The organism is Parasphingorhabdus flavimaris (genome assembly GCF_013371215.1).
GTDB lineage: Bacteria > Pseudomonadota > Alphaproteobacteria > Sphingomonadales > Sphingomonadaceae > Parasphingorhabdus > Parasphingorhabdus flavimaris.
The window spans coordinates 237,238-261,256 of record NZ_JABWMH010000004.1; the positions used below are offsets into that span (position 1 = coordinate 237,238).

Annotated in this window: 23 protein-coding genes; 10 read left to right on the forward strand and 13 right to left on the reverse strand. The window is 59.6% G+C overall.

Going from position 1 to position 24,019, the window contains the following annotated elements; all coding sequences use genetic code 11:
* Nucleotide 1: 1 nt before the first annotated feature.
* The 5 genes from HUO14_RS13905 to HUO14_RS13925 all read left to right on the forward strand — a co-directional run bounded on the left by HUO14_RS13905 (nt 2) and on the right by HUO14_RS13925 (nt 3,639).
* The gene (locus HUO14_RS13905) at nt 2–535 is read left to right on the forward strand and encodes a YdcF family protein (RefSeq protein ID WP_176280432.1); all 534 of its coding nucleotides are present in this window, start codon (nt 2–4) and stop codon (nt 533–535) included.
* A gap of 1 nt (nt 536) precedes the next feature.
* A complete protein-coding gene (locus HUO14_RS13910) occupies nt 537–1,226 on the forward strand; it encodes a lysophospholipid acyltransferase family protein (RefSeq protein ID WP_176280433.1) in 690 nt (229 codons plus the stop codon).
* Between the two features lie 245 nt (nt 1,227–1,471).
* Nucleotides 1,472–2,455, forward strand: a complete 984-nt coding sequence (locus HUO14_RS16185) for a hypothetical protein (RefSeq protein ID WP_217908025.1) — start codon at nt 1,472–1,474, stop codon at nt 2,453–2,455.
* Between the two features lie 136 nt (nt 2,456–2,591).
* Entirely contained in the window at nt 2,592–3,197 is a 606-nt protein-coding gene (locus HUO14_RS13920) for a hypothetical protein (protein ID WP_176280434.1), read from the forward strand.
* Between the two features lie 46 nt (nt 3,198–3,243).
* Nucleotides 3,244–3,639 carry a cupin domain-containing protein gene (locus HUO14_RS13925; protein WP_176280435.1) on the forward strand — a complete coding sequence of 132 codons (396 nt, stop codon included), beginning with the start codon at nt 3,244–3,246 and terminating at the stop codon, nt 3,637–3,639.
* An 85-nt stretch (nt 3,640–3,724) separates the two neighbouring features.
* Here the strand turns inward: HUO14_RS13925 and HUO14_RS13930 are convergent, their stop codons facing one another.
* From HUO14_RS13930 to hisC, 3 genes are all read right to left on the reverse strand, one after another.
* Nucleotides 3,725–5,209, reverse strand: coding sequence for a spinster family MFS transporter (locus HUO14_RS13930; protein ID WP_217908026.1), 1,485 nt, complete (start codon nt 5,207–5,209; stop codon nt 3,725–3,727).
* 303 nt (nt 5,210–5,512) lie between these two features.
* On the reverse strand, nt 5,513–6,421 hold the full coding sequence (locus tag HUO14_RS13935) for a prephenate/arogenate dehydrogenase family protein (RefSeq protein WP_176280436.1): 909 nt from the start codon (nt 6,419–6,421) through the stop codon (nt 5,513–5,515).
* The gene (hisC, locus tag HUO14_RS13940; RefSeq protein ID WP_176280437.1) at nt 6,421–7,521 is read right to left on the reverse strand and encodes a histidinol-phosphate transaminase; all 1,101 of its coding nucleotides are present in this window, start codon (nt 7,519–7,521) and stop codon (nt 6,421–6,423) included. The genes HUO14_RS13935 and hisC overlap by 1 nt, the downstream gene beginning before the upstream one ends.
* A 115-nt stretch (nt 7,522–7,636) precedes the next feature.
* On the opposite strand from hisC, the gene metX reads away from it, so the two are divergent.
* Complete coding sequence (metX, locus tag HUO14_RS13945; RefSeq protein ID WP_176280438.1) at nt 7,637–8,761, forward strand: homoserine O-acetyltransferase MetX; 1,125 nt, start codon at nt 7,637–7,639, stop codon at nt 8,759–8,761.
* A gap of 151 nt (nt 8,762–8,912) precedes the next feature.
* Nucleotides 8,913–9,503, forward strand: coding sequence for a methionine biosynthesis protein MetW (gene metW, locus HUO14_RS13950; RefSeq protein ID WP_176280439.1), 591 nt, complete (start codon nt 8,913–8,915; stop codon nt 9,501–9,503).
* A gap of 113 nt (nt 9,504–9,616) precedes the next feature.
* Here the strand turns inward: metW and HUO14_RS13955 are convergent, their stop codons facing one another.
* From HUO14_RS13955 to HUO14_RS14000, 10 genes are all read right to left on the reverse strand, one after another.
* Complete coding sequence (locus HUO14_RS13955; protein WP_176280440.1) at nt 9,617–10,924, reverse strand: MFS transporter; 1,308 nt, start codon at nt 10,922–10,924, stop codon at nt 9,617–9,619.
* A gap of 17 nt (nt 10,925–10,941) precedes the next feature.
* Nucleotides 10,942–12,504: a peptide chain release factor 3 gene (locus HUO14_RS13960; RefSeq protein ID WP_176280441.1), complete on the reverse strand. Its 1,563-nt coding sequence runs from the start codon at nt 12,502–12,504 to the stop codon at nt 10,942–10,944.
* Nucleotides 12,505–12,673: 169 nt separating this feature from the next.
* The gene (pheT, locus tag HUO14_RS13965) at nt 12,674–15,040 is read right to left on the reverse strand and encodes a phenylalanine--tRNA ligase subunit beta (RefSeq protein ID WP_176280442.1); all 2,367 of its coding nucleotides are present in this window, start codon (nt 15,038–15,040) and stop codon (nt 12,674–12,676) included.
* Entirely contained in the window at nt 15,037–16,152 is a 1,116-nt protein-coding gene (gene pheS / locus HUO14_RS13970; protein ID WP_176280443.1) for a phenylalanine--tRNA ligase subunit alpha, read from the reverse strand. Before pheS ends, pheT begins: the two co-directional genes overlap by 4 nt.
* Before the next feature lie 111 nt (nt 16,153–16,263).
* Nucleotides 16,264–16,626 (reverse strand): 50S ribosomal protein L20, encoded by a 363-nt coding sequence (gene rplT, locus HUO14_RS13975; protein ID WP_176280444.1) that lies wholly within the window; start codon nt 16,624–16,626, stop codon nt 16,264–16,266.
* Between the two features lie 39 nt (nt 16,627–16,665).
* Nucleotides 16,666–16,869 (reverse strand): 50S ribosomal protein L35, encoded by a 204-nt coding sequence (gene rpmI / locus HUO14_RS13980; RefSeq protein ID WP_066741203.1) that lies wholly within the window; start codon nt 16,867–16,869, stop codon nt 16,666–16,668.
* A 109-nt stretch (nt 16,870–16,978) separates the two neighbouring features.
* Nucleotides 16,979–17,878 carry a helix-turn-helix domain-containing protein gene (locus HUO14_RS13985; protein ID WP_217908027.1) on the reverse strand — a complete coding sequence of 300 codons (900 nt, stop codon included), beginning with the start codon at nt 17,876–17,878 and terminating at the stop codon, nt 16,979–16,981.
* A complete protein-coding gene (gene hisN / locus HUO14_RS13990; protein WP_176280445.1) occupies nt 17,866–18,645 on the reverse strand; it encodes a histidinol-phosphatase in 780 nt (259 codons plus the stop codon). Before hisN ends, HUO14_RS13985 begins: the two co-directional genes overlap by 13 nt.
* Complete coding sequence (locus HUO14_RS13995) at nt 18,642–19,049, reverse strand: hypothetical protein (protein ID WP_176280446.1); 408 nt, start codon at nt 19,047–19,049, stop codon at nt 18,642–18,644. The genes hisN and HUO14_RS13995 overlap by 4 nt, the downstream gene beginning before the upstream one ends.
* 32 nt (nt 19,050–19,081) lie before the next feature.
* The gene (locus tag HUO14_RS14000) at nt 19,082–20,017 is read right to left on the reverse strand and encodes a ribose-phosphate pyrophosphokinase (protein WP_176280447.1); all 936 of its coding nucleotides are present in this window, start codon (nt 20,015–20,017) and stop codon (nt 19,082–19,084) included.
* Nucleotides 20,018–20,170: 153 nt separating this feature from the next.
* On the opposite strand from HUO14_RS14000, the gene HUO14_RS14005 reads away from it, so the two are divergent.
* From HUO14_RS14005 to HUO14_RS14015, 3 genes are all read left to right on the forward strand, one after another.
* Nucleotides 20,171–21,826, forward strand: coding sequence for an NAD+ synthase (locus tag HUO14_RS14005; protein ID WP_176280448.1), 1,656 nt, complete (start codon nt 20,171–20,173; stop codon nt 21,824–21,826).
* Nucleotides 21,823–23,157, forward strand: coding sequence for a glutamate--tRNA ligase (gene gltX / locus HUO14_RS14010; RefSeq protein ID WP_176280449.1), 1,335 nt, complete (start codon nt 21,823–21,825; stop codon nt 23,155–23,157). Before HUO14_RS14005 ends, gltX begins: the two co-directional genes overlap by 4 nt.
* 151 nt (nt 23,158–23,308) lie before the next feature.
* Nucleotides 23,309–23,971, forward strand: coding sequence for an energy transducer TonB (locus tag HUO14_RS14015; RefSeq protein ID WP_176280450.1), 663 nt, complete (start codon nt 23,309–23,311; stop codon nt 23,969–23,971).
* Nucleotides 23,972–24,019: the final 48 nt, after the last annotated feature.

Below are 24,019 nucleotides of genomic sequence, written 5' to 3' on the forward strand. Positions count from 1 at the left end.
AATGATTTTGCGCCTTTTCTCTTTCCTGCTTCTGTTGTGGATCATGGGATTTGCCTGGTTTGCCATCGATCTGCCGCGTCCGGCGGTCGATGATGCCCATACCGGTTCGGTTGTGGTGCTGACCGGAGGAGGCGGCCGGATTGACCGCGCGCTCGATATACTGGAAGCAAAGTCGGCAAGCCGCCTGTTGATCTCCGGGGTCGATCGCGACGTGAAGCCGGCGGAACTGGCGGCGGAATATGACCGCTCGGACGATCTTTTCGCTTGCTGTATCGATCTTGGTTTCCAGGCGGTGGACACGCGTTCCAACGCGCTCGAGATCGCGCGCTGGGCGGCGCGGCGGGGCGACAAGTCGGTCCGTCTGGTAACCTCCGACTGGCATATGCGGCGCGCCCGGCTGGAGCTGGAGCGTGCGATGCCGCCGGATGTCCTGATATTGTCCGACGCGGTGCAGACCCAGCCGTCGCTGCGCACCCTGTTCACCGAATATAACAAATATCTGATGCGCCGCCTGGCCGCTCTGGCAGGCGTCTGAGATGCTGGCGCTCATCCGTTCCCTGATTTTCATGGCGGTCTTCTATATCGGCTCGGTCCCGATCATCATCGCCACGTTCATCGGCGCGTTCTTCTGGCCCAGAACCATCTATTATATGGCGCAATATTGGAGCCGATACCATTATCTCTGCGCCCGCCTGATCCTCGGCATCCGGGTCGAGGTCAAGGGCGAGATCCGCAACGAGCCTCTGCTCTATGTCTTCAAGCATGAAAGCATGTTCGAAACAATCGACCTGCTTCGCCATTTCGACAAGCCGGTGGTGATCGCCAAGAAGGAACTGCTGGTGATCCCGCTATGGGGATGGATTGCGACCAGACACGGCCTGCTCGGCATCGACCGCGACGGCGGCGGCGCGGCAATGCGGCAGATCATCAAGCAAGCCAAGAAAGCCGTCGCCGAAGGCCGGCCGATCGTCATCTTCGCCGAAGGCAGCCGCGCCCATCATGGTGAACGACCCGAACTGCAGACCGGATTTGCCGGCATCTACAAGCTGATGGGCATTCCTCTGGTCCCGGTGGCGCTGAACAGCGGCATCGTCTCCCCGCGCGACACGTTCGTCCAGAAAAGCGGCGTGATCACCTATGAAGTGCAGCCGGAGATCGAGCCCGGCCTCGAGCGCGACGATATCCGCGACCGGGTGCACAAGGCGATCAATATGTTGAACGACTGAGCGCAGGCGGCCCGTCGCTGCTTCGGTGAAGGCAGAGAGTCTTTCGCCCCATCATTTTCTGCCGGAAGCAGTGCTTTTCGGGGCTGAACGGGATGGTGCCAACCTGGCTTCGCCGGGCCGCTTCTACGGAACATTACGTGGTTATCTGCCGTCGATAGCGGGTTAGGACTATCAGCCATGGTAGCTGATGCGCGGGCAGCTTTCGATCTTGTCCCCGTCCGCAATCCACACCGGGAGAAGATGATATGGCCGAGCAAAAAACCCCTACCGTCCGCGAAGCGGTTGGTGTCTTTCCATCCGAACGCACGCTTCAGGCTGCTGTTGACGATTTGCTGTCGCACGGTTTCGACCGTTCGGAACTTAGTCTACTCGCTCCGCTGTCCTCGGTGCAAAAGGAACTGGGCCACGGCTTCGCTTCGGTAACGGAGCTGGAAGATGATGCGACTGTTCCCACCACTGCCTATATTTCGACGAACACCATCGGCGACGCTGAAGGCGGTGTCTTTGGCGGATTCATCTATGTCGGCGCGCTGGCGAGTCTCACCGCGGTGGTCGCGTCGGGCGGTGCTATCGGCGCGGCAATCATTGCCGCCGCTGCCGGCGGGGTCGGTGGCGGTGCGATCGGCGGAGTGCTGGCCAAGATTATCGGACAGCATCATGCCGATTATATCGAAGATCAGCTCGAACGCGGCGGCCTGCTTCTCTGGGTCCGGACCTGGAGCGCGGCCGATGAAAAGCACGCGATAGAAATTCTCGCCAACCATAGCGGATCGGACGTGCATGTTCACGATCTTCCAGCGACCCATGCTGCCCTGGAGGAGCGCTATAATGGCGCGGAATTTGCCGGCGAACTGCAGGCCTATCGTGGCGTGCCCTATTCTTTCCTTCCAAGTGGCGAATATTATATTGCCGGTGAAGTTCTGCCCACGGAGCAGGACGTCAAGGCAAGGATCGACCGGGACATTGACCGCGAAAAATTGCGGTCCGAAGCGAAAGCGCAGAACTGGGATATCGAGGCGCTGCTGGGTAATCCCGCCAGCATATTTCCGAGCCCGGCCAAGCTGTTGGCAACGGAGCTTCCGCTCTCCATCCAGAGAGATATTCTCAAACGCTGGGCTTATGGCGAAAAGCAGCTCGAGATCGCATCGGATGACGGCATGAAGCCAGCCCAAAACGGTGATCGCCTGCAGGAAATCAATCTTGCGCTGGAACGGTTGCAGGCCCGTTGAAATTCATTTCAGGGCGCGGACTTGCGGGAATTACGTAGTTACAAATTGCCGCAGATATTGTTTTTGAGACTCATCCCGAAGCGATGGAAGACAGCTTGTTCCATTGATTCACCATTGCCATTCTGGAGTCCGAGCCATGAACAAGAGAATATCGACCGTCGCGACCGTGCTGGCCCTTTCCCTGACGATTCAGGGCTGCACCCCGAAAGCAGAAAATGATGATCAGGCAGAATGCGCCTCATCCGAATATGACGCGCTGGACGACGCCCGGGACAGCATGGACGCTGCAGCACATGATGCGAGCCAGGCGGCACTGGAGGCGCATGATGCCGCCAGAATGGCGGTGATGGCGGCCAAGCTGGCGGTCTGTTCCGAAGCGCAGAAAGACAAGGAGGCCGCCGCCCAGATGGCGATCAGCGTGGAAGCGGCTGCCAAACGGGCTCAGGCCAAGATTTTGACGGCCAACAGCAAGTTGGATCTGGCGGCGAATGAAAATGCCCGGAAAGCCCAGGATTTGATGAAAGAGGCGGTGACCGCAACCGGTGAAGCCGTTCGCGAAACCAATGCGTCGCTTATGGCAGGACTGGAAGCCGATACTGCTGCTGCGAAAAAGGCCGCAGACTCAGCGCAAGAAGCGGTGATCAAGGCTGCCGCTGCTACCGCAGATGCGAGCAAAGCTGCGCAGGTTGCGGCAAAGGAGACATGGGAAAAAGAAATGGCCGAAAGCGGTGAAACCGAATAGTCGTTTGCACGACGCAACGGGTTTCCCCACGAAAGGATATATTCACATGCAGGGATTTGTCGACAATATCGAAGCGCTGACGGAGCAGAATGATGACTTTCGCCGGGTGCTCTACACCGGGCATAATCTGCAGCTAGTGCTGATGACGCTTCAGCCCGGCGACGAGATCGGCGAAGAGGTCCATGATGATCGCGACCAGTTTTTCCGGATCGAAGAGGGTAGCGGCGAAATCTGGATTGATGGCAAAGCGAACCAGGTGAAGGCCGATGACGGCATCATCGTGCCGCAGGGTGCCAGCCATAATGTCGTTAACACCGGTACGGAGCCGCTTCGGCTTTACACCATCTACGGTCCGCCCGAGCATATCGACGGAACCGTACATGCCACCGCCGCCGATGCGGCAAACGAGCATGAGCATTTCGACGGCAAGACTACCGAATAGTCGACAATTCCATTTCAGCGACCGCCACCGGATGGCGGAGAAGCTGCTGCAGAAAGCAGAATGTCTCCGTCATCTGACCTGAGCCCTAGCGCCCCATGTCACGCTGGATCGTGCGGCTGGCCATGTAGAAATGGAACACCGCCCATAGATAGAGGCATTTGAACAGGATCATCGACCATTGCAGTCCGTCGGCATTGGCCGAATCGCAAGCGGCCTGGGCGGCTACCGCAAGATTGCTTCCCTTGCACGCTTCCAGCGTCAGCGCCGGATCCATTCCCGACAGGAATGTCGCGTTCAATATCGTCGACAGGCCGCCGATCAGCGGCGGTCCGAGGCCGTAACCGAGCAGGTTGACGATGAACAGGGTGACGGCAACCGCCGTCGCTCTCATTCTGCTGTCGACCACCCCGCTCGGCACCGCATAGAGCGGACAGAGATAGGTGTAGAGCAGCATCTGGCCGACCATCATCAGCGGAATTGCTAGCCACAGGGATTCGGCGAGATAGCCGACGACGTGCATGGGTATGACGCCGAGCAGCGCGAACATCGGGATAAGCGCCAGGGCCTTGGGGAAACGCTCGGCATATTTGTCCGCCAGAAAACCCGACATATAGGTGCCGATCGATGCCATGACGGCCAGGGCCAGTGCGACCTTGACCGACGCGTCGAATATCGACAGCTCGTGGGTCCGGATCAGGAAGGACACGAAGAACTGGCCGACGCCATAATTGACGAACGAGGCAATGGTCACGCCCATGGTGACATGCCAATAGGCCGGCTTCTGGGACAGGATTTTCAATACTTCACGAAAGCCGACCTGGTCCTTGTTCTGCATTTCCACCGGGTCGGTATAGCCGCGGGGCGGTTCCTTGATCGTCATCTTGACGATCAAGGCGACAAGAAGCCCGGGAACACCGACGACCACGAAAGCCACCCGCCATCCTTCGATATTTTGCCAGTCCAGCGCATTGACGGCCCAGGTCCAGTTCCAGCTGCTGAGCATCGCGGCGACAGTGGGGCCGTCGAGGCTGCCGACAATGAAACCGCCGAAAACATAAGCGACCATGCCGCCGAGCGGGATCCCCAATGCATAGACCGAAACGGCGGTCGAGCGCTCCTTGGGCACAAAATAGTCGGCAATGATCGAATTGGCCGGTGGCGAGCAGCCCGCCTCGCCGATGCTGACGCCGATACGGAATATGAACAGCGCGATGAAGCTGGTTGCAAAGCCGCACAAGACCGTCATCAGGCTCCATAGCGCCACCGATCCGGCAATGATCCAGACCCGGTGATTCTTTTCGGAGAAGCGCGCAATCGGGATGCCGACAAATGTGTAGAGGATCGCAAAAGCCGGGCCGCCAAGCAGCCCCATCTGCCAGTCTTCAACCCCGAAGCTCTCCTTGATCGGCTCGGTCAATATGTTGATGATCGTGCGATCGATGAAATTGAAAATATAGACGGTGAGCAATATTCCGAGAATATAATTGCGGTAGTTTTTGGTGCCATATCCCGTTTCCGGGCTTCCACCATTGCTCGAATGCGCGACATTATCCGCTGTAGCTTCGGCCAAATTCAGACTCCTAATGCTTTTCCCGACTGATTGTTACCGCCAAGTATTCTCGCACCGTAGTGAATTTCGCAGCATTGTATATCCCATTGTAAAAGTTCGTTTTCGGGATTCTGGAATAGAGGAGGGTCACGGTGGCAGCGTGCAGTGGCCGTACGCTGCTGCCCGCCGGACGCGGTTGCCGCTGCAATGATTCCCGGCTCACCTCTGTAAAGTTGCCGAGGGGTGCAGCACCGGTCAAGCTTGTGCGACCACGGGAAATGTCTCTGCAATCGCTTGGCTGCCATCGGCACCAAGAGAGGTCTTCTAATCGTGGGTACGGCCGAAATCGGGCGCGGCGTCGTCCTGGCCTTCTTCGATAATCCGGCGGCGGATGGCGCGGGTCTTGGAGAAGAGATCGAACAGTTCGTCGCCCTTGTCCCAGCGGATCGCGCGTTGCAGCGCGGTCAGATCTTCCGAGAAGCGCTGGAGCATTTCCAGCACCGCTTCCTTGTTGGACAGGAAGACGTCGCGCCACATCGTCGGGTCGGAGGCCGCGATCCGGGTGAAGTCGCGGAAACCGCCGGCGGAATATTTGATTACTTCGCTGCGGGTCACGTCTTCGAGATCCGATGCGGTGCCGACGATGGTATAGGCGATCAGATGGGGCAGATGGCTGGTAACGGCAAGGACCAGATCATGATGTTTGGCGCCCATGATCTCGACATTGGCACCAAGCTTCTCCCAGAAGGCCTTCACTTGCTCGATATCGGCCTTGGCGGCATCTTCGGGCGGGGTCAGGATGCACCAGCGCTCGTGGAACAGGGTCGCGAATCCGGCATCCGGACCGCTATGCTCGGTACCGGCGACCGGGTGGGCGGGGATGATCCGCGCGCCGGGAAGCGCATCGGTGAGCGCGGCCAACACTATTTCCTTGGATGACCCGACATCGCTGATGATCGCGTCATCGGGCAGGTCGACGGCGAGTTCGGCGGCAACATCCGCGATCACGCCGACCGGGACGCAGAGCATGACAAGGCCGGCATCGGTGACCGCTGCGCCGGCGCTGTCGCTGACATCGTCGCAAAAGCCGAGTTCGATAACCCGCGCTCGCACCGCCGGATCAGCGTCAAAGCCGGTAATGCGCGCCGACGGCATGGATTCCCGCACGGCATGGGCGATGGAAGAGCCGATCAGCCCGAGACCGATGATCGAGATATTGGCAAAGGGCAGCATCAGCCGGCGTCAGCCAGTATTTCGCGCAGGGCTTTGGCCAGACCGCGGGTTTCGAGTTCCGTGCCGATGGTCATGCGCAAGCCGTTGACCAGCCCCTGTCCGGGCAGCCAGCGCACGGCATAGCCCTTGTCGAGCAGGGCAGCATTGGCCTGCTCGGCGGTAACCTCGCCCTCGAACAGGACGAGCAGGAAGTTGGTGTGGCTCGGGATGACGCGGAGGCCGTGATTGCCAAGCGCGCTGCACTCTTCGCTCAGCCATTGCCGCCATTTCGCATTATGCTTGCGGCTCGCGGCGACAAAATCGTCGGCGGCGAGAGCGGCGAGGGCGGCTTGCTGACCGGCGGTGGTGACGTTGAAGGGCAGGCGGATGCGGTTCATCGCGTCGATAATCTCTGCCGAAGCATAGCCCCAGCCGATCCGTTCGGCGGCCAGGCCGTGGATCTTGGAAAAGGTGCGGGTGACCAGGACATTGGCCTTGGTCTCGGCCAGGCCGAGCGCGCCATCGTCTTCGTCCGCGACGAGATATTCGGCATAGGCGCCGTCGAGCACCAGCAGGACATGGCCCGGCAGTTCGGCCTGCAGGCGCGCGATCTCCTCGCGGCTGGAAAATGTGCCGGTGGGATTATTGGGGTTGGCGATGAACACCACCCGCGTCTGGTCGTTGACCTTGGCGAGTATCGCATCGACATCGGTGCCATAATCCTTGTCATCGGCAATCACCGGGGTGCCGCCGTAGCGCCGCGCGGCAATATCATAGACCGCAAAGCCATAGCGGACATAGATGATCTCGTCGCCCGGTCCGCTGAACGCGTTGGCGGCGAGGTGGAGCACTTCGTCGGAACCGGTGCCGCAAATGATCCGCGCCGGATCGAGGTCATATTTGGCGGCGATCGCTTCGCGCAATTTGGTCGAGCCGGGATCGGGATAGCGGTCGACGAACGCGGAGGCCGCGTTCAACGCCGCGGTCGCTTCCGGACTGCATCCCAGCGGGTTCTCGTTGGCCGAAAGCTTGACCAGCTTCTTGCCGTCATCGCCGCTCGACTTGCCCGGCACATAGGGTGCGATTCCCATGATCCAGTCTTTTGGTTTTGGTGTGCTCATTGGCTTGGCCTGCTTGTCTGGAGATAATCTCTGTCGCCGGACTAACCCCTGCGGCCTGTCAGTCAACAGCATTATCATTTGACGGTCGGGAATTCGCCGCTTAGCTCCTCTGATCATGAGTGAAGATACGCGTTATGGATTGAACAGGCAGGTCCGCTTGCTGGGACCGTTGCCACTGGACAGCGGGACGAGCCTCGCGCCGGTCGAATATGCCTATGAAACCTACGGAAATCTCAATGCGGACGCCAGCAACGCGATCCTGATCTGCCATGCCTTGACCATGGATCAATATGTCGCTTCAAAACATCCGCTGACCGGCAAGCCTGGCTGGTGGACCGATATGGTCGGTCCCGGCAGGCCGGTCGATACGGATCGCCATTTCGTCATTTGTGCCAATGTGATCGGCAGCTGTCTCGGCAGCTCGGGTCCGGCGACGATCAATCCGGCCACCGACGAGCCCTGGGGGATGGACTTTCCGGTGCTGACCATCGCCGATATGGTGCGGGCGCAGGCGATGCTGCTCGACCATCTCGGGATCGAGCGGCTGCATGCGGTCGTCGGCGGCTCGATGGGCGGGATGCAGGCGATAAGCTGGGCCGCGCTCTATCCCGAGCGGGTCAAATCGGCAGTGATCATCGCTTCGGCGGCGCGCCACAGCGCCCAGAATATCGCCTTTCACGAAGTCGGACGGCAGGCGATCATGGCCGACCCGCGCTGGCGCGGCGGGGCTTATTATGCCGACGACGACCCGCCGAGCAGCGGCCTCGCGGTCGCCCGTATGGCGGCACATATCACCTATCTCTCCGAAGCGGGCCTGACCGAGAAATTCGGCCGCCGCCTGCAGGACCGGGAGGCCAAGACCTTCGGTTTCGACGCAGATTTCCAGGTCGAAAGCTACCTGCGCCATCAGGGGATCAGCTTTGTCGACCGCTTCGATGCCAACAGCTATCTCTATATCACCCGGGCGATGGACTATTTCGATCTCGCCGAAGCCCATGGCGGGGCGCTGGCCAATGCGTTCAGGGGGTCGCAGACCCGTTTCTGCCTGATCAGCTTCGACACCGATTGGCTATACCCGACCAGCGAAAGCCGGGCGATTGTCCACGCGCTCAACGCCGCTGGTGCCGCGGTCAGCTTCATGGAATTGTCGAGCCCCTTCGGCCATGACAGCTTCCTGTTGGAAAATCCCGAGATGAACCGGATTGTCGACGGGTTTCTGAAGGCGGGGGAAGGAAAATGACCGCAGGTCCTATTATCAAACTGTCGTTGCGGAGTAGTGGACTCGCACAAAGCCACAAAGGCACAAAGAAGAAATCGCATATTCTTCCCTTCGTGCCTTCGTGTCTTCGTGCGCAAAAATCTTCTGTCTTCCGTTTCGGGCAGCGCGCCGCATGACCAAACTCCGTCCCGATCTGCAGATTATCGCCGACAATATTACGCCCGGCAGCCGGGTGCTCGATATCGGCTGTGGCGACGGCGCGCTGATGGCGGCGCTGCGCGACGAAAAAGGCTGCGATGCGCGCGGGCTGGAGATTGATCCGGTCAATGTAGCCAGCGCGGTCGGCAAGGGTCTCTCGGTGGTGCAGGGCGATGCCGACACCGATCTGGCCACCTATCCCGACGGCAGTTTCGACTATGCGGTCCTCAGCCAGACGCTGCAGACCACCCACCGGCCTGATGTCATGCTCGACCAGCTGCTGCGGATCGGCCAGCAGGCCTTTGTAAGCTTTCCCAATTTTGCCCATTGGCGTGTGCGCAGCTCGCTGATGTTCGGCGGCCGGATGCCGGTAACCCGCCTGATTCCGCAAAGCTGGTACGACACGCCGAATATCCACCATGTCACGATCGACGATTTCCGCGCGCTGGTGCAGGATGGCAAATATGCACAGGAAGGCCAGTGGTTCCTGAGCGGCGACAAGCAGACCGGGCGCGGCATGGCGAACCTGCTGGCGGAACATGCGGTGTTCCTGCTCAGGGGGTAACTTGTCGTCCCGGCGAAGGCTGCGATCCAACCCAATGGAGGCGAAATTCGCGAGCTTGGTTTAGGCCCCAGCCTTCGCTGGGGCGACCGCTTATATGGAAATCTTCGCTGGGATTACTTTGTCCCCCGCTGCACTTCTTCCAGCCCCCAAGCAGCCAATATAGCCAGTCCGCTCATCCCCGCCATGATCGCCAGCACGACTTCTCCGCCAAACCAGTTGGCGATCAGACTGAAGACCCCGCCGGCAAGCAACAGCAGGCCGATGATCGTGTTCGACAGCGCGGTATAGGCGGCGCGTGTGTCCTTGTCGGCCATGTCGACAAGATGGGTTGATCGCCCGAGACGGACGCCTTGATAGGCGATCATCAGGCCGAACAGCAGCACCGGCAATATGAAACCGCCGCCCAATGTCCCGACAAAGGCAAGCCAGCTTGTTACGGCCAATATAACGGCAGCAACCAGCGCCGAGAACACCATTACCTTCCGGCTGGACCGATCCGAGAGTCGGCCCCAGACAAAGCTGCTGCACAGGCTGGCCAGTGCCGAGGCGAGCACCAGAAAGCCGAGCTTGTCATAGCCTTCCCCGGCCTCGCTCCCGACCGCGATCATGAACGGCGGTGCCAGCGCGGTGGCGGTCAGGAGGCCGCGCGTCAGGATGAAGCGGAGCAGCTGCCGATCGTCGCGCAGATAGCTGAAATTGTTGAACGCTTCCTTGAGCGCGGTTTTCCCGCCTTCTGTCGCGCCCGCCTCTTCCTGCAATGTGGCGAACAGGAGGGCTGCGACAATCCATGCCGCCCCGGCCAGAAACAGGCCGCCGGTGACCAGCAGCATGCGGTCGACAAGATTGGAAGACAGAATGAGCGCATAGACAATGACGCTTACCGACGCGATCGAGCCGGCCAGTCCGGTTGCGGTCCCGCGCCGGGATTTGTCGATGGTCTTGCCGAGCACGTCCTTGTAGCAGACCGAGCAGATACTGCGCGCCAGTGCCAATATGGCCAGCGCGATGACCATTGCCCAGCCTGCGGCAACACCGGTCATGGAAATCGCGACAAGCCCGATAGCGGCGGCGGCCAGGCCTTGCACCAGCGAACCAGCTGCCCAGGCCCATTTGCGACGTTGCAGACGCCTCAGAAATCCTGCGGTTAACAGCTGGGGTAACAACGCTCCCGCTTCCCTGACCGGCACCAGCAGCCCGATCAGCGCCACCGGCGCGCCCAGCGATGTCATAAGCCAGCTGAGCACCAGCTTCGGGTCAATCAGCCCGTCGGCGCTCTTGGTAAGCGCGAGCGATCCGACATGTTTGAAGAAATTGCCCGGTTCCTGATTGCATGCGCTTTCCGGAATATCGGCGCAGACGCGGCCTTCATCATCGATGGTGATCGCCTGGAAGGCTTTTTCGGTTGTCGATCTGCTCGCCATGACCGGGCTCTAGCGGATTAACGCTCCCGCGTCGTGCTGAACTTTAGGTCAGGATTGCGCTCTTCCTGATAGCCGACATCCCATGCGCTTCTTGCTAGGAACACCAGATTATTGTCGCGATCCTTGGCGAGGGCGCTCTGGTTGATATTGGCAAAGGCATCGACGATTGCTTCGTCGCCGCTGATCCAGCGGGCGGTTTCGAACGGGGCCTGTTCCAGATAGGCGTCGACCTTATATTCGGCCTCGAGCCGGGAAACCAGCACTTCCAGCTGCAACTGCCCGACCACACCGATGATCCAGTTGGCACCGATTTCGGGATAGAAGACCTGCACGACGCCTTCTTCGCTCAGATCATCGAGCGCCTTGCGCAGTTGCTTGGTCTTGGTCGGATCGCGCAGGATCACGCGGCGGAGGATTTCAGGAGCGAAATTGGGCAGGCCCGTGATACGCACCTGGTTTTTCTCGGACAAGGTATCGCCGACCCGCAGGGTGCCGTGATTGGGGATGCCGATGATATCACCCGGTTCCGCAGTGTCGGCAATCTCGCGGTCCTGCGCGAAAAACAGGATCGGCGAGTGGATCGCAATCGGCTTGCCGAGACCCGAGGGCGTCAGCTTCATACCGCGTTTGAACTCGCCCGAGCAGAGTCGCATGAAGGCGATCCGGTCGCGGTGCTGCGGGTCCATATTGGCCTGAATCTTGAAAATGAAGCCGGTGACATCGCTGCTAGCCGGATCAATCGGAGCCGGATCAGCGGGTTGTGGGCGGGGCGATGGTGCATAGTCGGCAATCGCCTCGATCAGCTCCTCGACGCCGAATTGCTTGAGAGCTGAACCGAAAAATACGGGCGTCAGGTCACCATTTTGGTAAGCTTCGAGATCGAAGCCGCTATAGCCGCCCTGCGCCAGTTCGCCCTCGCTGGTCAGCCGTTCGAGCGCGCTTTCGCTCAGAACCTCGGCCAGCTTGGGATCGTCGAGACCGGTAAATTGCCGGGTCACACCGTCATATTGCTTGCTGTCGCCGGTCGGTTGATGCAGCTGATTGTTGACCAGATCGTAGACGCCCTCAAACTGCCCGCCCATACCTGCGGGCCAGCTCATCGGACAGACGTCGAGCGCCAATTTGTCAGCAACCTCGTCGAGTAATTCGAACGGATCGCGGCCTTCGCGATCGACCTTGTTGACGAAGGTGATGATCGGCACGCTGCGTAGCCGGCAGACTTCGAACAGCTTGAGCGTCTGCGCCTCGATACCGCTCGCGGCATCGATCACCATGATCGCGCTGTCGACCGCGGTCAGCGTGCGATAGGTGTCCTCGGAAAAATCCTCATGGCCCGGCGTGTCGAGCAGGTTGAAGACAATGCCGTTGCGCTCGAAGGTCATGACGGAGCTGGTCACGGAAATTCCGCGCTGCTGCTCGATCTTCATCCAGTCGGACCGCGCCCGCCGGTTGTCGCCCCTCGCCTTGACCTCGCCCGCCAGATGGATAGCGCCGCCCTTCAAGAGCAGCTTCTCGGTCAGCGTCGTCTTACCCGCATCGGGGTGGGAGATGATCGCGAATGTGCGGCGTGGTTTGGTCATTTTACTTCACTTTTCTTTCCCGCGTAGCGGGAGGTGTATTCCAAATTTGTCACGCGAAGCCGCGAAGACACGAAGAGTTTCTGACAACCGCCAATTCTTTGCGCCTTCGCGGCTTCGCGTGAACCCAAAAGAGCTGAGGTGCAGCTAACGCTGCAATTATTTGCTTAGACTATCCTCTCAATTCAGCGCCCAATTTCGTCGCATTAGCGACAACCTTGTCCGACAGCGACTTCAGATCCTCTTCTGTCAACGTCGCATCCATCGGTTGCAGCGTTACTTCCACCGCCAGCGATTTCTTGCCTTCGCCCACGCTTGGTCCTTCGAAGAGGTCGAAAATCCGCGCATCGGTGATCAGTTTCTTGTCCGCGCCCTTGACCGCGCGTACCAGATCGCCGGCTGCCACGTCCGCATCGACGATGAAGGCGAAGTCGCGGGTCACGGCCTGCAGCGCCGGTGGCGCAAAGGCGTCGCGCATATGGCCGGATTTCTTCTTCAGCGGGATTGCGTCGAGGAAAATCTCGGCAGCCACGGCCGATCCCTTGAAGCCCATCGCCTTGGTCGTCGAGGGGTGGAGCACCCCGTAAGCCGCGAGAATCTTCTTCGGCCCGAGGCGCAAGGTGCCCGACTGGCCGGGATGATAATGATCGCCGGCTTCGGCAAAATCCATCAGCTTGTCCGTCGGCGCACCGGCGGCGTCCAATATCGCGAGTACTTCCGCCTTGGCATCATAAGCGTCGAATTTGGTTGTGGCGCCGGACTGCCAGCTCCGAGCGCGGTTTTCACCGGTCAGCAACAGACCAATGGTCGGATGCTCGCTGCTTTCCAGATAGCGGCGTCCGACTTCGAACAGGCGAATAGACGAGGCGCCGCGCGCCGCGTTGCGTTGGGCTGCCGCGAGCAGGCCCGGGAGCAGCGAGGGCCGCATGACCTTCATGTCTTCGCTTATCGGGTTGGCGAGCGACCATGTGCCGCCGCCAAAGGGCGCGGCTTCCTTCTCGGAAATGAAGCTCCAGTTGACGACTTCGTTGAGGCCGCGTGCCGCCGCTGCCCTACGGGCCTTGCGTTCGGCCAGTTGCTCTGGCGAGGCGGTCGGCTTGGCAACGCCCGGCTTGCGCGGAAGCGGAGTCGACGGGATATTGTCGAGCCCCTCGATGCGGATGACTTCCTCGACCAGATCCTGCCAGCCGTGGACATCGCGACGCCATGTCGGGACGGTGACCTGCCAGTTGCTATCCACCACAAAACCCAAGGCTTCCAAGATCGCTTTCTGCCGGTCCGGAGTGACGTCCAGTCCGCCGAGCGAAGCGCATTGGCCCGGATCATAAGCGATGACATTCTGCTCTGTCGGCGCTTCACCGGCGCGGGTGATCTCACTCGCCGTGCCGCCGCAAAGTTCCTGTACCAATGCCGTGGCAATGCCGATGCCCTCTTCCAGAAAGGCCGGATCGACGCCGCGCTCGAAGCGCTGCCGGGCATCGCTTGTCAGCATGAGTTTTTGCCCGGTGCGGGCGATATGGGCGGGGTCGAAATAGGCGCATTCGATCAGCACATCGGTCGTATTCTCGTCGGTACCGTTGGTCGCGCCGCCCATGATTCCGCCAATGCCATGCGCGCCGGCCTGATCGGCGATCACGGTCATGGTTTCGTCGAGCGTATATTCCTTGTCGTTCAAGGCCATCAGCTTTTCGCCGTTCTCGGCCTTGCGCGCGACCAGACCGCCTTGCAATTTGGCAACGTCATAGACGTGCAGCGGACGACCCTGATCGAGGGTGACATAATTGGTGATGTCGACGAGTGCCGAGATCGGTTTCTGGCCGGCGGATTTCAGTCGTGCCTGCATCCAGTCCGGTGACGCGCCGTTGGTAACACCCATGACGGTGCAACCGAAGAAGGCGGGGCAGCCTTCTGTGTCTTCTATGGCAATATCCGGACCCGCTCCCCCACGCTGCACCGTAGGCAGCGCGAGCGGTTTGAGCGTGCCCAGTCCGCTGGCCGCAAGATCCCGGGCAATGCCGCGCACGCCCATGCAATCCTGGCGATTGGGCGTGATCGCGACGTCGAGAACTGGATCGTCGAGCTGGGCATAATCCGCATAGCTGGTGCCAACCGGCGCATCAGACGGCAGTTCGATGATCCCGTCATGGTCCTCGCCCAGCTCCAGCTCGCGCGCGCTGCACATCATGCCGAAACTCTCGACATCGCGGATTTTTGCGGGTTTCAGCGTGAAGTCGCTGCCGGGAATATAGGTGCCCGGAGGGCCGAAGACACCGACCATGTCCTTGCGCGCATTGGGCGCGCCGCAGACGACCTGCCACGGCTCGGCGCTGCCATCGTCAACCTTCAGCAACTGCAGCTTGTCGGCATTGGGATGCGGTCCGGCTTCGATGACCTTGGCGACGCGGAACGGGCGCAGGGCATCGGCAGGGTTTTCAAGACCCTCCAGTTCCAGACCGATATCGGTCAATTTTTCCGTGATCTCGGTCAGGCTTGCGTCGGTGTCGAGATGGGCCTTGAGCCAGCTTAGGGAAAATTTCATGCGCCGACTCCTCCGCTCAATGTGGGGACGTCGAGCGCGTCAAAACCATAATGATCGGCCCAGCGCAGGTCGCCGTCGAAAAAGGCGCGCAGATCGTCCATGCCATATTTCAGCATCGCCAGCCGGTCGATGCCGCAGCCGAAGGCAAAGCCCTGCCAGACATCGGGATCGAGCCCGCAATTGCGGATGACATTGGGGTGGACCATGCCTGAACCCAGTATCTCCATCCAGCCGCCCTCGTTGCTGCGGGAGTCACCGCCGATAATCCGACGGCCTTTTTCGACCGAAAAGCCGACATCGACTTCGGCGCTGGGTTCGGTGAACGGAAAGTAACTCGGGCGCAGACGCAATTCGATATCGTCGCGCTCGAAGAAAGCGCGGACGAAGGTTTCCAGGGTCCATTTGAGATGGCCCATGTGGATGCCCTTGTCGATTACGAGCCCCTCGACCTGATGGAACATCGGCGTATGGGTGGCGTCGCTGTCGCTGCGATAGGTGCGTCCGGGCGCGATCAGGTATATCGGTTCGCCAGCGCCATTTGTCTGTTTTGCAACATCCATCATCGTCCGGATCTGTACCGGTGAAGTATGGGTGCGCAGCAATTTGGCCATGCCGGCTTCATCGGTCTGCGGGAAATAGAAAGTGTCGTGCATCGCGCGGGCCGGATGAGTTTCGGGAATGTTGAGCGCGGTGAAATTGTGCCAGTCGTCCTCGATTTCCGGACCGGTGGCAACCGAGAAGCCGAGATCGGCGAAAATTTCGGCCAGTTCGTCCATGACTTGCGAGACCGGATGGATGCTGCCCTTTGGTGCGCCGGGCGGGGGCAAGGTCATGTCGAGTTTTTCGGTGGCGAGGCGTGCGTTCAATGCTTCGCTTTCCATTGCGTCTTTCCGAGCAGCGATCGCATCGGCCACCGCTTGCCGGGCGCCATTGATCTTCGGGCCTTCGGTCTGCCGCTCTTCGGGAGTCATTTTGCCCAGTGTCTTGAGCAGCAGCGAAATTTCGCCTTTCTTGCCCAGGGCAGCAACGCGAATAGCCTCGAGAGCATCGCCATCACCAGCCGCTGCTATCTGTCCGAGATATTTCTCTGCAATTTCTTCACTGGCACTCATGGCTATACCCCATTTTCCCTGTCGACCGTCTAAAGCAGGCTGCGGCGAAAAACCCAATAAAAAAGCGCCGCGAGATTGCTCCCCGGCGCTTCTTTGAATTTATGAAAATGCTTAGGCTTTGGCCAGAGCATCCTGCGCCTGTTTGATGATGCCGCTAAACATAGCGGGTTCATTCATCGCCAGGTCGGCCATTACTTTACGGTCCAGTTCAATTCCGGCCAGCTTCGTGCCGTGGATGAACGTGCCATAAGTCATGCCTTCTGCGCGAACCGCAGCGTTGATACGCTGGATCCACAATGCGCGGAATGACCGTTTCTTGACCTTGCGGTCGCGATACGCATATTGACCGGCTTTTTCGACAGCCTGCCGCGCGATGCGGATGGTATTCTTGCGACGGCCGTAATAGCCCTTCGCCTGAACCAATAATCTTTTATGTTTTGTACGAGTGGTCGTACCCCGTTTTACACGTGCCATAATCTATATCCTGTAAGTTTGAATGTCGCTGCGGCGGGCTTAGCCCAAGCCGTATGGCGCCCATTTCTTGACTGTCCGAGCATCCGCATCACACAATTTCTTGGTGCCGCGGTTCTGGCGGATATATTTGCTGTTATGGCTCATCAAACGGTGGCGCTTGCCGGCTACGCCGTGCTTGACCTTACCGGTTGCGGTGATTTTGAAGCGTTTCTTCACACCACTTTTGGTCTTCAACTTGGGCATTTTGGTCTCCTCTAGAAGTTACCGTTACGGATACTTGTGGCAGCCCAACACTGGCCAGAGCATCACATAGGAAGGGCGGCAATAGCGAGATTCGCTGGAATTGCAACAATTATGTCGTGCGATCGGTGGCGGGATCGTGCAGCGCCTGCATCCCGGCACCGGCGGCGGCCATCCGGCCATGCACGGCCGCGTTGAGGAACGGATGAGGCCGTGCCTTGTAGTCCGAGGCGCTCATGCCCATAAACCGCTGAAAATCGCGCGCAAAATGGGCCTGGTCATAATATTGGTGGTCAAGGGACGATACCCAGTTCTGATCCGGGTTGAGCATGTTCTCGGCCAGCGACCGCAGAAACCGCTGGCGACGGAGGAGCAATTTCGGCGGGAAGCCAAAGGCCCTCCGACACAAGCGGTCCAGCGTCCGACCGGAGATGGCCAGCCTGTCTGCCATTGCCTGGACCGTCGCTAGGTCCGGATCGACCAGTATCGCATGGGCCTCTGCGATCATCGGGTTGTCGGGTGGTCCCTTGTCCAGCAGGCCGGAAAAAAAGGCGCTGATACGGGCGACCTCCCTGTCCGGTCCGCCAGCTTCCCCGGAATAGATGATGTCGTGCAGCTCCGCCAGGGCGGCGAGCATCGGATCGAGGCTGCCGTCGACGGCCTTGTCGGCATAATGTTCTGCCGGCGCGTCGACAAATTTTGACCAGCCCAAAGGCAACAGGCCGACACCCCAGGAGCGCATCGCTCCCGATTCAAAGCGGGTTGCCTTGCTGGTCGGACCGAAAGCGCTGAAAAGCGGCACGGATTGCGGCTCGGCGTCCCCTATTGCAGCCGTCGGGCCTTCGCCTGAAATGAACCGCAAATTGGCCCATTCCGGGTGCAGCCAGTCGCCAATAATCTGTCCGTTTTTCGGCCGGACTTCGGTGAGATAGAATGTACTGATATAAGGTTTCAACTGATCATTCGGCAGGAAAAAACGAATGGTAACGGGCGCGCTGTTCAATGATGACAAGCAATTGCCTCCAGCACATCATCCACCCGCGCATGATCACCGATCGCCAGCACATGGCCGTCCGATTCCGCGTGGAGCGGTTCGCCGTTCCAGTCGCACATCATCCCGCCGGCGCCATCGACAATCGGGGCGAGGGCGGCGAAATCGTGAAGTTTCAGGCCCGCTTCGCAGACCACATCGACGTGGCCGCTGGCGACCAGACCGTAATTGTAGCAGTCACCGCCATAGATGATCTTTCGCGGGGCGACCTTGCCGGCGAGACCCATGAAATGCTCGGCATCATGTTCGTCAAACTGATGCGGCGTGGTGGTGGCGAGGACGGCGTCCTTGAGTTCCCGGCAGCGCGCTGATTTCGCGGGCTGCCCGTTGAACAGGGTCGGGCGACCGACCACGCCCACCCAGCGTTCTCCGGAAATCGGCTGGTCGATGATACCGATCAGCGGAAAGCCTTCCTGCATCAGCGCAATGAGGGTGCCGAATATCGGGCGACCGGCGATAAAGCTGGTGGTGCCGTCGATCGGATCGAGTACCCACTGGCGCGACGCGCCTTCGTTGCGGGTGCCATATTCCTCGCCGATGATGCCGTCATCGGGCCGCTCGGCTTCGATAATCGCCCGCATGGCAGCTTCTGCCGCGCGATCGGCTTCGGTTACCGGCGAGGAATCATCCTTGGTTTCCTGATCGAATCTTGCGCGGAAAAACGGGCGAATAGCCTCGCCTGCCGCTTCAGCCAGTTTTTGCGCGAGATCGATATCTTTTGGGGTCATTGGTCGCCGGTCTCCGCTTCGCTTGGCCGCCAGGCCCACAGGTATAAAATCAGGCCGGTGATGATGAACATGGCGCATCCGGAGAGCACCCAGGCATTGGCATACCAATAATCGCCCCAGGTGAAATCGCCCGACATGATCTTCTTCCAGCCGTTGAAATGCTGCATCCCGGCGACGATCAGCCCGAATATGGCCAGAGTCGATGCTATCCACCGGTTGAGCCAGTGTCGTGGATTGGCGAGCAATAGCAGGCCCAGCAGTCCGATCACGGTTCTTTGTGCCCGACAAAAAGGACAGACATAGACCCAGTCCGCCCATTCGGTAGCCCAGGCGAACAGGGAGATTAAAATCGCCAATATTGCGATATGGATGCGATATTTCAGCAGCAGCTCGAAACTTGGCATTGCCGTCTCCCGATATTAAAATGCAGCAGCGACTAGTCCCAGAGGCTGCTGACCGAGCTTTCGTCAGCGATGCGCTTGATCGCTTCTCCGAGCAGGGGCGCGATCGGGAGTATCCGGATCTTGCTGGAATCGAGGGCGGATTGCGGCGTGCGGATAGTGTCTGTGATAATCAGCTTGCGCAGCGAAGAGGCGTTGACCCGTTCCACCGCTTTGCCGGAGAGGACGCCGTGGGTGATATAGGCGGCGACGTCGGTTGCACCTGCCGCGATCAGGGCATCGGCTGCGTTGCAGAGCGTGCCGGCGCTGTCGGCAATATCGTCGATCATGACGCAGAAGCGGCCTTTGACGTCGCCGATGATGTTCATGACTTCGGATACGCCGGCCTGTTCGCGGCGTTTGTCGACGATTGCCAGCGGCGCGTTGTCGAGCCGCTTTGCCAATGCACGGGCGCGGACCACGCCGCCGACATCGGGAGAGACGACCATGATATTCTTGTCGCTATGACGCTTGATGATGTCTTCGCTGATCACAGGCGCGCCAAAGAGATTGTCGGTCGGGATATCGAAAAAGCCCTGAATCTGTCCGGCGTGAAGATCGACGGTCAGGACCCGATCAGCGCCGGCTTCGGTGATGAGGTTGGCGACCAGTTTGGCCGAGATTGGCGTGCGCGGTCCGGGCTTCCGGTCCTGACGGGCGTAGCCGAAATAGGGGATGACGGCAGTAATTCGTTTGGCCGAAGCGCGGCGCAGGGCGTCGATGCTGATCAGCAATTCCATCAGATTGTCATTGGCCGGATGGCTGGTCGACTGGACGACGAAGACATCCTCGCCGCGGACGTTTTCGTGGATTTCTATGAAAATTTCGTCGTCGGCAAAGCGCTTGACGCTTGCGTCGGTGAGCGGAATATCAAGATATTCGGCAATTTCGCTAGCAAGCGGCAGATTACTGTTACCCGACATGAGTTTCATAGTTGCGTTCCTCGATCCGGCGGCCCGCAAGAATCTCCAACGGAACCTCATGACAATTTTGCGACCCTGTTAGACAGGTGGCGGTAAAATCAAAAGTCCGTATTTGCGTTTATTTAGATTGCTCCGCACCAAGGCCCTTCCTATCAGGGCGCGATGACCGACAAGCTTATCATCACCATGGCGCAACTGACCCAGAGTGTTGGCGATTTGCGCGGCAATGCCGACGCGATGATCGCGGCGCACGGAGCGCGGCCGGACAGCGACTTGATCGTGTTTCCCGAGCTGCAGCTGATCGGCTATCCGCCCGAGGATTTGGTGCTGAAGCCGTCGCTCTGGGAGCGCGCTGAGGCGGAGCTCAACAGACTGGCGGTAGCGACCGCAGGGCCGGGACCGGCAATGCTGGTCGGATCGGTATTCCGGGAAGAGGACAGGCTCTACAACGGTATCGCGCTGCTGGCGGACGGGCATATTCAGGACATTCGCTACAAGGTCGAGCTGCCGAATTACGGGACATTTGACGAAAAGCGGCTGTTTGCATCCGGCCCGCTGCCGGAACCTATTGAATTCAAGGGCTGCAAGATCGGTTTGCCGATTTGCGAGGATGTATGGTTTCCGACCGTCTGCGAGCATCTGAAGGCGAGCGGCGCGGAGCTCTTCATTTCGGTCCACGGCAGCCCTTACGAAATCGAGAAGGATGATATGCGGCTGGGGCAGGTCGCGACGCGGCGGGTCAAGGAAACCGGAATTCCGATGGTCTTTCTGAATCGCGTGGGCGGACAGGACGAGATCGTCTTTGATGGTGCCAGTTTCGTACTCAACGGCGACGCCAGCGTGATGCACCAGCTGCCCGACTGGGACGAGACGATTGTCGACACGCACTGGTCACGCGAGGGGGACGAATGGAAATGTGCGTCCGGCGAAATCCACCAGCTGGATGATCATCCGGCCGACATCTATAATGCAATGATTGTCGGCTTGCGTGATTATGTCAATCGCAACCGTTTTCCCGGTGTCTTGCTTGGCCTGTCGGGTGGGATCGACAGCGCCCTGTCGGCTGCTGTGGCGGTCGATGCTCTGGGCGCGGACCGCGTGTGGAACGTGATGATGCCCTCGCGCTTTACCTCACAGGAAAGTCTCGACGATGCCAAGGGCTGCGCGGAGATGCTGGGCACCAGACTGGACACTATCCCGATCGGCCCGGCGATCGAGGGTTTCGACGCGATGCTCGAGGATAGCTTTGCCGACAGCAATGTCGATATCACCGAAGAGAATATCCAGTCGCGCATTCGCGGCGTGACGCTGATGGCGCTTTCGAACAAGTTCGGACACATGCTGCTGACCACCGGCAACAAGAGCGAGATGAGCGTCGGCTATGCCACCATCTATGGCGACATGGCGGGCGGCTATTCGGTGCTGAAAGACGCCTATAAGCTGACCGTTTTCAAACTTAGTTCGTGGCGGAACCGCAACAAGCCGAGCTTGGGCCTGGGCCCCGACGGGCCGGTGATGCCGGAAACGGTGATCACCAAGCCGCCGAGCGCCGAATTGCGCGAGGACCAGAAAGACAGCGACAGTCTGCCGGACTACGAGATTCTCGATCCGCTGCTGCACGGCCTGATCGAGGAAGAATTGTCGGTCAATGATCTGGTCGGGCGCGGTTTTGACCGGGAAACGGTGGTGCGGATCGAGCGGCTGCTCTATATCGCCGAATATAAGCGCCGCCAGGCACCGCCGGGCGTCAAGCTGGGCACCAGAAATTTTGGCCGCGACCGGCGCTATCCGATAACCAACGCATTCAGGACCGTATGACCATAAAAACCCGCTTTGCTCCGTCTCCCACGGGCCATCTTCACGTCGGCAATATCCGCACCGCGCTCCATAACTGGATGTTCGCGAAGAAAGAGGGCGGCACATTTCTGCTGCGTCTCGATGATACCGACGCGGAACGGTCGAAGGAAGAATATGTCGATGCAATCCGGGCCGATCTGGCGTGGCTCGGGCTGGCAGCCGACGAAGAGCAGCGCCAGTCGGCGCGTTTTGATCGTTATGCGGAACATCTGGCGAAGCTGAAGGCCGATAGCCGGGTCTATCCCGCTTACGAGACCGCGCAGGAACTGGACCTGAAGCGTAAAATCCAGCTCGGCCGGGGCAAGCCGCCGATCTATGACCGCGCAGCGCTCGACCTGACCGCGGAGCAAGTCTCCGCCTATGAAGCGGAAGGGCGCAAGCCGCACTGGCGCTTCAAGCTGGATCATGGAACCCCGATCACCTGGACCGATTTGATCAGGGGCGACCAGAATTTCGATCCGGCTCTATTGTCCGATCCGGTCATCCTGCGCGAAGACGGCAGCTGGCTCTATATGCTGCCTTCGGCGATTGATGATATCGAGATGGGGATTACCCATGTCGTGCGCGGCGAGGACCATGTTGCCAATACCGCGGTGCAGATTCAGATGTTCCACGCGCTCGGCGCGCAAGCCCCGGAATTTGCGCATGAAGCTCTGCTCGTCGGAACCGAAGGCAAGCTTTCCAAACGGCTGGGTTCGCTGGGTGTGAGCAGCTTTCGCGAGAAGAATATCGAGCCGCAGGCGATCGTCGCCCTGCTGGCGCGGATCGGGACCAGCGATCCGGTCGAGCCGGTTGCCGATGTCGAGCAGCTGATTGCCACGTTCGATTTTGCCCGCTTCGGCCGCGCGCCGGCCCGGTTTGACGATGAAGAGCTGGCCCAGCTCAACCAGAAGATCGTGCATCTGCTGGATTATGAGGATGTGAAGGATAGACTGCCCGAGGCGATGACCGCCGAAGCCTGGGCGGTGATCCGCCCGAATCTGCACGATATGGGCGATGTCGACCAATGGTGGCAGGTGGTGACGGGACCGATTTCCGCACCGGAATTTTCGGCGGAGGATCGGGGTTTTCTGGCCATCGCTCGCGGCAAAATGGAAGTATTGGAAGCATCTTCCGACCTCTGGAAAGAGCTAACCGGAGCGCTCAAGGAAGAGACCGGTCGCAAAGGCAGGCCGTTGTTCATGCCCTTGCGTCTGGCTCTGACCGGACTTGATCACGGTCCCGATATGAATATTTTGCTGCCGTTGATCGGGCGCGACACCGCGCTGGCCAGGCTGACTGAAGCCTCTTAAGTAATTGGAAAACTATAGTTTTCTTGCCTAGGAGAGGCGTGTTTGCAATATATTATGTTATAGTATATCATAACAATCGACGATGGGGTCAGATTGTCAAACAGGCACCGGCCGCTTCGCCATTTTCGAGGATGGTTGAGAGGATATGATGATGAGCTATGTTTCCCATTACGAGAACAAGACGCCGCGTTCCAAAGGATTGATCATGACGGGCGCCGTCCATGCGCTGATTGTCGGGGCGGTGGTGGCGATGCCGGCGATCGAGGGTCCCGACATATTCAAGGGGACGATCATCGCCTTTCCGGTTCCGGTCGAAAAGCCGCCCGAACCGGTGGTCGAACAACAAAAGCCGGAAATCGATATTGCCAAGCCGACCCGGCAGACGCTGCCCGGACGGCCCGTCACCATCGAGCGTTCCGATCCCGTTGTTCCGGTCAACAATTATGGCGATATCGAAATCAGCAGCGGATCGGCAGGACTCGGCGAGGCAATCCGGCTTGATCCCATCGATATTGCGCCAGATCCGGTGATCGTGGGCGCCAGCCTGAACCGGCGTTATGCCGGCGATTTCCAGCCCGCCTATCCGGTCGGCCAGTTGCGCCGCGAACGGGAGGCGGAGGTCAGCGTCCGTGTGCTCGTCGGCACCAATGGCCGGGTGAAGGATATCCGGCTGGTCGAATCTCCGCACGAAGATTTCTGGCTCGCCACGCGCAAACAGGCGCTGCAAAAATGGCGTTTCACCCCGGCAACCAAGGACCGCGTGCCGGTTGAAAGCTGGATGACGCTCAAAGTCCTCTTTCGAATCAACGGTTAAGCCGCATGCCGGATGGCCGGTCCGGATCGGGCTGGCGCTATTTTACGG